The following is a 7,051-nucleotide window of genomic DNA, read 5'->3' on the forward strand; positions in this document are numbered from 1 at the left end:
TCACCAGCGCAGACAGACGCAAACACAAGCACCACAACCACGCCCAGCCACCCAGGCCCCGACCAGCCAGGTCAAAACCGAAGCTAGGACTCGAGTGCCATCGCGACCAGTCTGGCGGCGACCACGGAGATGCTCAGCCTCATGTCCTCGTCCAGGCCCCGCGTCGTCAAACCCTCCCGCACGCTCACCAAGAGGCTATGAAAGGTCAGCGGCTCCCAGGGATCGACGATGTGGCGCACCGACTCCTCGGACACGCCCCATTCGCGCAGGGCCGCAGCAGCGTTACCGGCCGCTGCCAGACGGGCGCCCTCGCCGATCGATGAGATCGCCGGGCGGGCCCGCTCGAGGAACTGGACCGAGCGGTCGTTGGACAGGCACTGCAGGGTGTCGAACATGCCGACAGCGCGCATGGACGTCCTCGGCAGGGGCGTGCTGACCATCGGCGAGGCCAGCGCCCGGTCTCCGTCGAACACGTCGGCGCCCTCGCTGAACATCGAGGACGCCGCGGTCGCAGCGAGCAGAGCGGGAAGGAACATTTCGGCGTACCTGCGGGTGCGCGGATCGGTCTGGGCCAGCAGAAGGCTTGCCCGCTGGGACGCCGGTGGATGGCTCACGCCCCGGCGGACGAACAGCGCCTGTTCAGCCGAGTGCACGGCCAGCATGGCGATCACTCCGCCCAGCACTGCCAGCAGGCCTCCGGCCCGCGCTGCCTCGGTGTCGCCCAGTTCTGCCTCGGTCGCCCGCACCACGGCGCGCTGGGCCAGCAAGTCGGCGGCCAGTTCGCGCTGCTGGTCGTCTGAGCAGGCCGGCAGGTGCTCGCCTGGGAAGAACCCGCTGGGCGCCGAGTCGTGTCCCAGCACGTGATGGGCCAACTCGTGGCCGATCACGAAGCGAGCGGATTGCAGCATGACGAGCTGGGCGACCATCTCGGCATCCGGTGGAACCCTCAGCCCCAGCTTCGCCGCCAGGTTGTAGACCCGCTGGTTCACGTTGTGGTAGCGGAGCAGGCTGGTGAGAACCGGCACGTCGATCCCCTGAGCACCTTTCCTCGCCGCGTTGAAGGCCCGCCAAAACCTTCGCATCCGACCGTTGGAGGAGAGGTGGCTCATCGCGACTGCCACCGACTCGCCGTACAAGCCGCAGAGAGTGATGATCGAGTCTGAGATGACCACCAGTCCCGAACCGTCGGCGAACGGCCGCATCTCGGCGGTCATGTCCTCGCGCAACGTCGGCACCACGTGGACAGTGCGCAGTCTTGCCGGATCGGCGCCGAGGTCGGCCAATGCCTCGACCAACCCCTCGGTCAAGGTCGCGACGAAAGCCTCCATCGGGCCGGCGGACCTCTGTCCCCACTCGGTCTGCCCGTACTCGGCCGTTGCCGCGTCGAACTCCGCCAGCAGGTGGTGGCTGCCGAGTTCACGCGACCGAGCGCGAATGTCGTCGTTCTTCTGCGTCCAGTCGGGCTCGAGCTTGCGCGCGCAGCGCTCGGCCATGGACTCGCCGGTCACGGCTGGTCCGTGAGGTCGCGGTGCGCGTCGTGTACGACGGCGCCGAAGTCACGCGGCTGCAGACCACGTGCCCGCGAGTCGTCCACGACGATGCGCATGTGCGCCGCCAGCTCCTCGGGCGTGTGCTTCTCCGCGCGGAGGAAACCGATGAGTGGGAGCAGCAACTCGCTGGGCACCTTCACGTCGCCTACGAGAACCGGCAGGATGTAACGGTTTCCACTGTTGAACGCGCGTGCGACGGCGTGTGAGAAGTCGTCCCGCGGCATGGGTTCGGTCAGGTATTCGGCCGAGATGAACGGCACGAAGTGCAGCGCGAGCTGCCCGTAGATCCTGCGACGCTCGACCACGAAGTTGCGGCCCCACCATGTGTTACTCATGTCCCTGTCGTAGAAGACCTTCAACGCCAACGCTCTCGCCGCCGTCACGGTGCGGTCGACGTAGTCGCGCTCGTTCTCGGCGAACGACACGGCGATGTCGTACGCATCGCTCACCGCCGCGGTCTTCGACCGGACGAGCAGCAGGGCCAAGGCTGCCGAAGCGCGCGGCTCCCAGTCGTCCTCCACCAGGATGCGGCCGACGGTGTCCGGGTCGACCAACTGGTCTCGGCCCGCAGACTCGAGCCAGATGCGGTAGGTGTCGGTGCCCTGGATCTGGCTCCACAACTGGCGGCTCTTGTTGTCCAGCCACGACCGGGCGAACCGGCCGAACCGGCCCCGGTCGGCCGGGGACACACCGAGCCCAGTGCCCTGCAGGTCCATCCCGACGATCTCGTACAGTTCGTCGTCGCTCAAGCGTCCCAGGTCCTCAATGAAGTCACCGGACATGGCCGCCCCCTCTTCGAAGGCCGTGTTGGCTCCACGACACAGGCCGGCACAGAGACCAGAGTCGACCTGTTCGGGTACCCTCTGCACCCTGGCTGTGACATCGTCCGACACGGCACTTTCGACAATGACGCCGGACGTTTCGAAACCGAGCTCCCTCATCGCTTCGCCCGGCTCCACTGACAGCCCGCACTACATCTCGGTGACAACGTCGTCGATCGTCATTCCCGACGCCTCGACCTTCGCCAGCCGGGCCAGCGTGTCGTGGTCGCCGATGCCGCGCCTTCTTCTCCGGCTCGGCCATCGCGCTCGCTCGGTCGGGCTCCAGGCCGGCATGGGCGCACTCGGCCTGGGTCATCTCCGGTTCGTCCTGTACCACGACGAACATGTCCCCGCGGTGCCGAGATCCGTTACTGGCTGCGGTGCCGCCTGCAGCACCGCAGGCAGACCAACCCTGCGCTGGTTGCCGGGATACCACGCTCGGGTTCCGATCGCGATTCACACAAAGCGGTCACGATTGAGATCAATGTTCGCCCTGCGCCGGGAAGATTGAAAACCCGGCGGACTCATAAGAGTGCGCTATGCCATTAAGCCATCAGCATGACACCGGTTCCAGTGGCTAACGGAGAAAGAAGAGCGAGCGATCGGCAGCCCATGACGAGTTCGAGAACGATCGCGGCATTCGCGCTTGCGGGCCTGCTGGCAGCGTGTGGCCAGAACCAGCCGCTGACGGACACCAAGCCATCCACCGCCGAGCAACGAACCAGCGTGTCGCCCGCGCCAGCCAGTGGTGCGAGGGCGAAGCAGTTCGTGTACGACGGCTTCACCTATGAGGTGACGCCCTACAAGGTGCACAGACTGATCAATAACGTTCCGCCCGGCTACGCCCTGCCGATTCCGTCGTTCCGGCTCGACATGGTCAACCCGACCGATCGTGGCACCACCCTGTTCACCAATTTCACCGGTCACTTCCGCACCGCGTACCGCAAATCCGCGCTGGCGGACGCACGGCCGTTCGTCGGCGCGAGTTTCACCGTCTCGTCGTGCCAGGACGTTCCCGATCTTCCTGATTTCTGCAGCTTCAACCTCTTCGACGGGGACGGCAAGACTCTGCGGGAAGACCGCTACCAGACGATCTTCGCTGACGCGGCAGGAAACGGCATCGACGGCTGGATCACCTCTCGCAAGCCGATCTACCTCCAGTTCTCGCGCAGCTCCTTCGCCTTGCGGGACGGCTACCGGTCGTCCGACTTCGCTCTGCTCCATCTGGCCTTCGAGCCGGATCAGGCTCCGGTGATCGACGACGTGATCATCGCCCAAGGCTGACCGGTCGATTTCACGCGATCCCTCGCCGTCAGCTCGAGAGCGGTCTGGTTGCCTTGATCGCCCTCAACTCCGCAGCGATCGCGTCCAAGGCCCTCGACGCCATCTGGATCAGCATGTTGGTGCGACGAGCGTGGCCACTGCCGTGGCCGCCGAACTCGCCGACGAGACGGGCGAACCGCCGCACTCACCGCGCCCCCGCATCGCCGCCGCACAGCTCGTCCTGATCTACCGCACCATAGCGTCACCCGAGGTCATGGCCTACGTTCGCGCACACCCCAAAACACGTCAGCGCCAAGCGTTCAGCGAATGGTTGACCGTGGCACGAGACATGACAGGCGAAGGCATCGGCGACTACGCCAAGCGCGGAGACTGACTGCGCCCCGGGAAACGGGCCTTGCACCTGCCGGCTGCTCGGCGGTCCCGGACGTGCTGAAACCGCAGTGACGCGTCAGCTCGCCCGCAGCGGTACGGCCCAGCGTTGGACGGCTGCGCTCGCTCTGGTCGCACTCACCCCGTCGGCGGACGAGGTTCTTACGGGGTGCTGACGTTGCGGCTTGCGTCCGGCCGACGTCGCCCGCGCCTCCGTATGCCGTGTCAGACACGGCACCAACGAGGAGGACGAATGACGCACCGAGTGGACGAACGGCGGAGGTTCCGCCTGATCACCTCGTTGTCAGCGGTCGCTGTGGTGGCGGTGGGCACCGCCACGGTGGCTCTGGCCGCGAAGGACGGCGAGCCCGCGCCTCTCGGCGCGTTCGTGCGCATCGAGGAGGTCAAGTCCAACGTCGTCGCACCGAAACTGCGGCAGGGCGGAGCGGGAGGAGTGTTCACGGTCGACTGCGGTACCAACGAGAACGGCAAGTTCAGTGCGGACAACCCGGTCGCGCAACCGGGTCTGCGTCATGGTGCACAGCACGTCCACGACTTCGTCGGCAACCTGTCGATCAGCGCCGAGTCCACTGACGACAGTCTGGCGGAGTCGGACACCACCTGCCGCAACGGTGACAGGTCCTCCTACTTCTGGCCGGTCGTGCGAATCAACCCGAAGGCGAACACGACCTCGTCCGGTTCGAGTCCGGAGAAGCTCAAGGAAGCAGGGCCGGCCGAGGTCGCCTGCCCGGCGGTCGCGGACCGGTTGCCCGCGGTGCCGCAGCAGGCCCGCGACGAGGTGACCAGGAACCTGCAGCTGCTCGACCAGCAGCTCAAGGAGGCCAGCGAACGCGTGGCCCGCGACGAGAACCCCGGCGATCCGAACTTCGTCAACAACGCGATCCTCGGCCCGCTGCGGAGCAAGCGAGTGGCCACCCTGGACCGGATGGCGATCGCCATCGGCCGCACCGCGCGCAAGCCCGATCTGACCTCGCTCGCGGACTGCGATGTGCGCTTCGGGCACGGTGGGCACGGCGATCACACGCAGGCCCCGCACAAGTTCGCCGCGCAGGACAGCGGCGCGCAGGACAGTGCCACGCCGACGATCAAGTGCCCGTCGGTACGCGGCGCGCTGCCAGGAGTGCCGGCGCAGGCGATCGACGAGGTGGACCGGAACCTGGCTTTGCTGGACAAGCAGATCGCGGAGGCCAACCAGCGACTGGTCACCAGCAAGGGGCAGGGCGGGCCGAACTTCGTCGACAACGCGATCCTCGGGCCGTTGAAGGACAAGCGGATCGCGACCCTGGACCGGATCGCGATCGCGATCGGCCGAAACGCCCAGCGGCCGCAGGGGTTGGAGCGCCTCGCGCCGTGCGGCCTCAACGAGACCGGCGACGCGGGTGGGAACAACAACGGCGGCAACGACCCGGCCCTGGCTGCTCCCACAGGACAGAACCTCGAACTCGTCGGCAACAACGGCAAGATCGTGCGGCCCGCCCAGGTGAAGATCGAGTACCGCGGCAACGCGACCGGCAAGGTCACCGCCATGCCGAAGTTCCTCAAGATGATCACCGGTGATGCCAAGCCGACCAGCCGCGGCCCCGCCAACGCCCGTACGACCTGGACCTGCGGCGGGTTCGACGATCGGCTTTCCGACAAGTACGTCATCTGCCCGAACGGCAGCAAGGTCATGCGCGTGCACGACTTCGCCGGTTGCTGGGACGGTCAGAACACCGACAGCGCCAACCACCGCGACCACGTCCAGTTCGCGGACGAGCAGACCGGCGCGTGCCCGCAGGGCTTCAAGGCGATCCCGCAGCTGCGGATCACCATCGCTTACGACATCTCCCGCGAGGTGCAGGAGAAGGGGCAGTACCAGCTCGACGCGTTCCCCGAGGAGAACCACAACCCGTTCTCCGACCACAACGACTTCGCCAACGTCAACTCCGAGCAGACCATGGATCAGATCGTGAGGTGTGTGAACGAGGGACGGCGCTGCGGTTGACCGCTGCTGCGGGGGGCAGTAGCGAGGGCCGCGCCCCCTGCTCCGGCCGCCAAGGGGTCAGCCCCCGACGGCGACCGTGAGCGCCGCGGTGTGCAGCTTGCCGCCGTGCGAGAACTCCAGGAACAGGCGGTACTCGCCGCGTTCGGCGAACACTGCGCGGAACGTCAGCTCGCCGTTGATCAGCGGTGCGCCGGCCGGCTCCACGGGATGCAGGTGCGTCGCGGACAACAACATCGTGTGGAAGCCGGTCATGTGCCCGTTCGCGCCCAGGTGGGTTTCGAGCTTCTCGACCGGTGTGCCGTCCGGGGTGCGGATCGCGAGGCGCAGCGAACGCTCGCTCAGCAACGGGAGCGTGGCGGTCTCGTCGACGCGGGTCACCGTGTAGCCGGTGGCGGTGACGGTGCGCGCGTCCGGTGGCGGCACGGGTACGAGTGAGGTGTCGCCGGGCACGCTGAACGGCACGCCGAGCACCACGGGATGGCGGGGGTCCTTGGTGTCCAACGGGATGAACTCGGCGAACATGCGGTAGGCGCCGCCGTCGGGGAGGTCGACCGCCGTGTGCCAGGTGTCGCCGTCGAGCGTCGGGTGCACGTGCCGGAAGACGTTCATGTCGTCGCGCACGACGAAGAAGTGCATCTGCTTGGTCTGGTCGTCCAGGAACTGGGTCACGGGCTTGCCGTCGGCGGCGAGGATGCGGAACGCCACCGGGATCGCCGTTCCGCGGCCTTCGGGCATGACGACGCGTTCGAACCGGTAGCCACCCTCCACTTCGGACAGACCGTCGCTGTGGCTCGCGGGCACGACAGCGGCGGCCTGCTGGTGTTGCGAGTGCGCGGGGGCGGAGGTGGAGCGGAACAGCATGGTCCCGCCGCCGGCCACGACCAGGACGGCCACCAGCGCGAAGATCCAGTCGGTGAAGCTCAGTTTGCGCATCGTCCACCCCCACCGTTGGTGGGCCCGCCCCGGGCGGGGGGCCCCCCCCCGCGAGGAAAGGATATCAAAAAAAATAAAAAAAATAAAAC

7 protein-coding genes are annotated in these 7,051 nt (G+C 67.0%); 3 read left to right on the forward strand and 4 right to left on the reverse strand.

Translation table 11 applies throughout. The features are described 5' to 3' along the window. Positions 1–83 precede the first annotated feature (83 nt). The 3 genes from ABZ345_RS05295 to ABZ345_RS05305 all read right to left on the reverse strand — a co-directional run bounded on the left by ABZ345_RS05295 (position 84) and on the right by ABZ345_RS05305 (position 2,665). Positions 84–1,508 (reverse strand): hypothetical protein, encoded by a 1,425-nt coding sequence (locus tag ABZ345_RS05295; protein ID WP_359843181.1) that lies wholly within the window; start codon positions 1,506–1,508, stop codon positions 84–86. Then, positions 1,505–2,332 (reverse strand): hypothetical protein, encoded by an 828-nt coding sequence (locus ABZ345_RS05300; protein WP_359843183.1) that lies wholly within the window; start codon positions 2,330–2,332, stop codon positions 1,505–1,507. The genes ABZ345_RS05295 and ABZ345_RS05300 overlap by 4 nt, the downstream gene beginning before the upstream one ends. Before the next feature lie 189 nt (positions 2,333–2,521). Beyond that, positions 2,522–2,665, reverse strand: coding sequence for a hypothetical protein (locus ABZ345_RS05305; RefSeq protein ID WP_359843185.1), 144 nt, complete (start codon positions 2,663–2,665; stop codon positions 2,522–2,524). 264 nt (positions 2,666–2,929) lie between these two features. Here ABZ345_RS05305 and ABZ345_RS05310 point away from each other — a divergent pair, with 264 nt between their 5' ends. The 3 genes from ABZ345_RS05310 (at position 2,930) to ABZ345_RS05320 (ending at position 6,029) form a co-directional block, all read left to right on the forward strand. Next, a complete protein-coding gene (locus tag ABZ345_RS05310; RefSeq protein ID WP_359843187.1) occupies positions 2,930–3,655 on the forward strand; it encodes a hypothetical protein in 726 nt (241 codons plus the stop codon). A gap of 130 nt (positions 3,656–3,785) precedes the next feature. Next, positions 3,786–4,028, forward strand: coding sequence for a hypothetical protein (locus tag ABZ345_RS05315; protein ID WP_359843189.1), 243 nt, complete (start codon positions 3,786–3,788; stop codon positions 4,026–4,028). A gap of 249 nt (positions 4,029–4,277) precedes the next feature. Then, entirely contained in the window at positions 4,278–6,029 is a 1,752-nt protein-coding gene (locus ABZ345_RS05320) for a DUF1996 domain-containing protein (RefSeq protein ID WP_359843190.1), read from the forward strand. A 57-nt stretch (positions 6,030–6,086) separates the two neighbouring features. Here ABZ345_RS05320 and ABZ345_RS05325 read toward each other — a convergent pair whose 3' ends face one another. Further along, entirely contained in the window at positions 6,087–6,962 is an 876-nt protein-coding gene (locus ABZ345_RS05325; RefSeq protein ID WP_359843191.1) for a hypothetical protein, read from the reverse strand. Positions 6,963–7,051 lie beyond the last annotated feature (89 nt).

Origin of the sequence: Lentzea sp. NPDC005914 (genome assembly GCF_040629405.1) — a bacterium.
Taxonomy (GTDB): domain Bacteria; phylum Actinomycetota; class Actinomycetes; order Mycobacteriales; family Pseudonocardiaceae; genus Lentzea.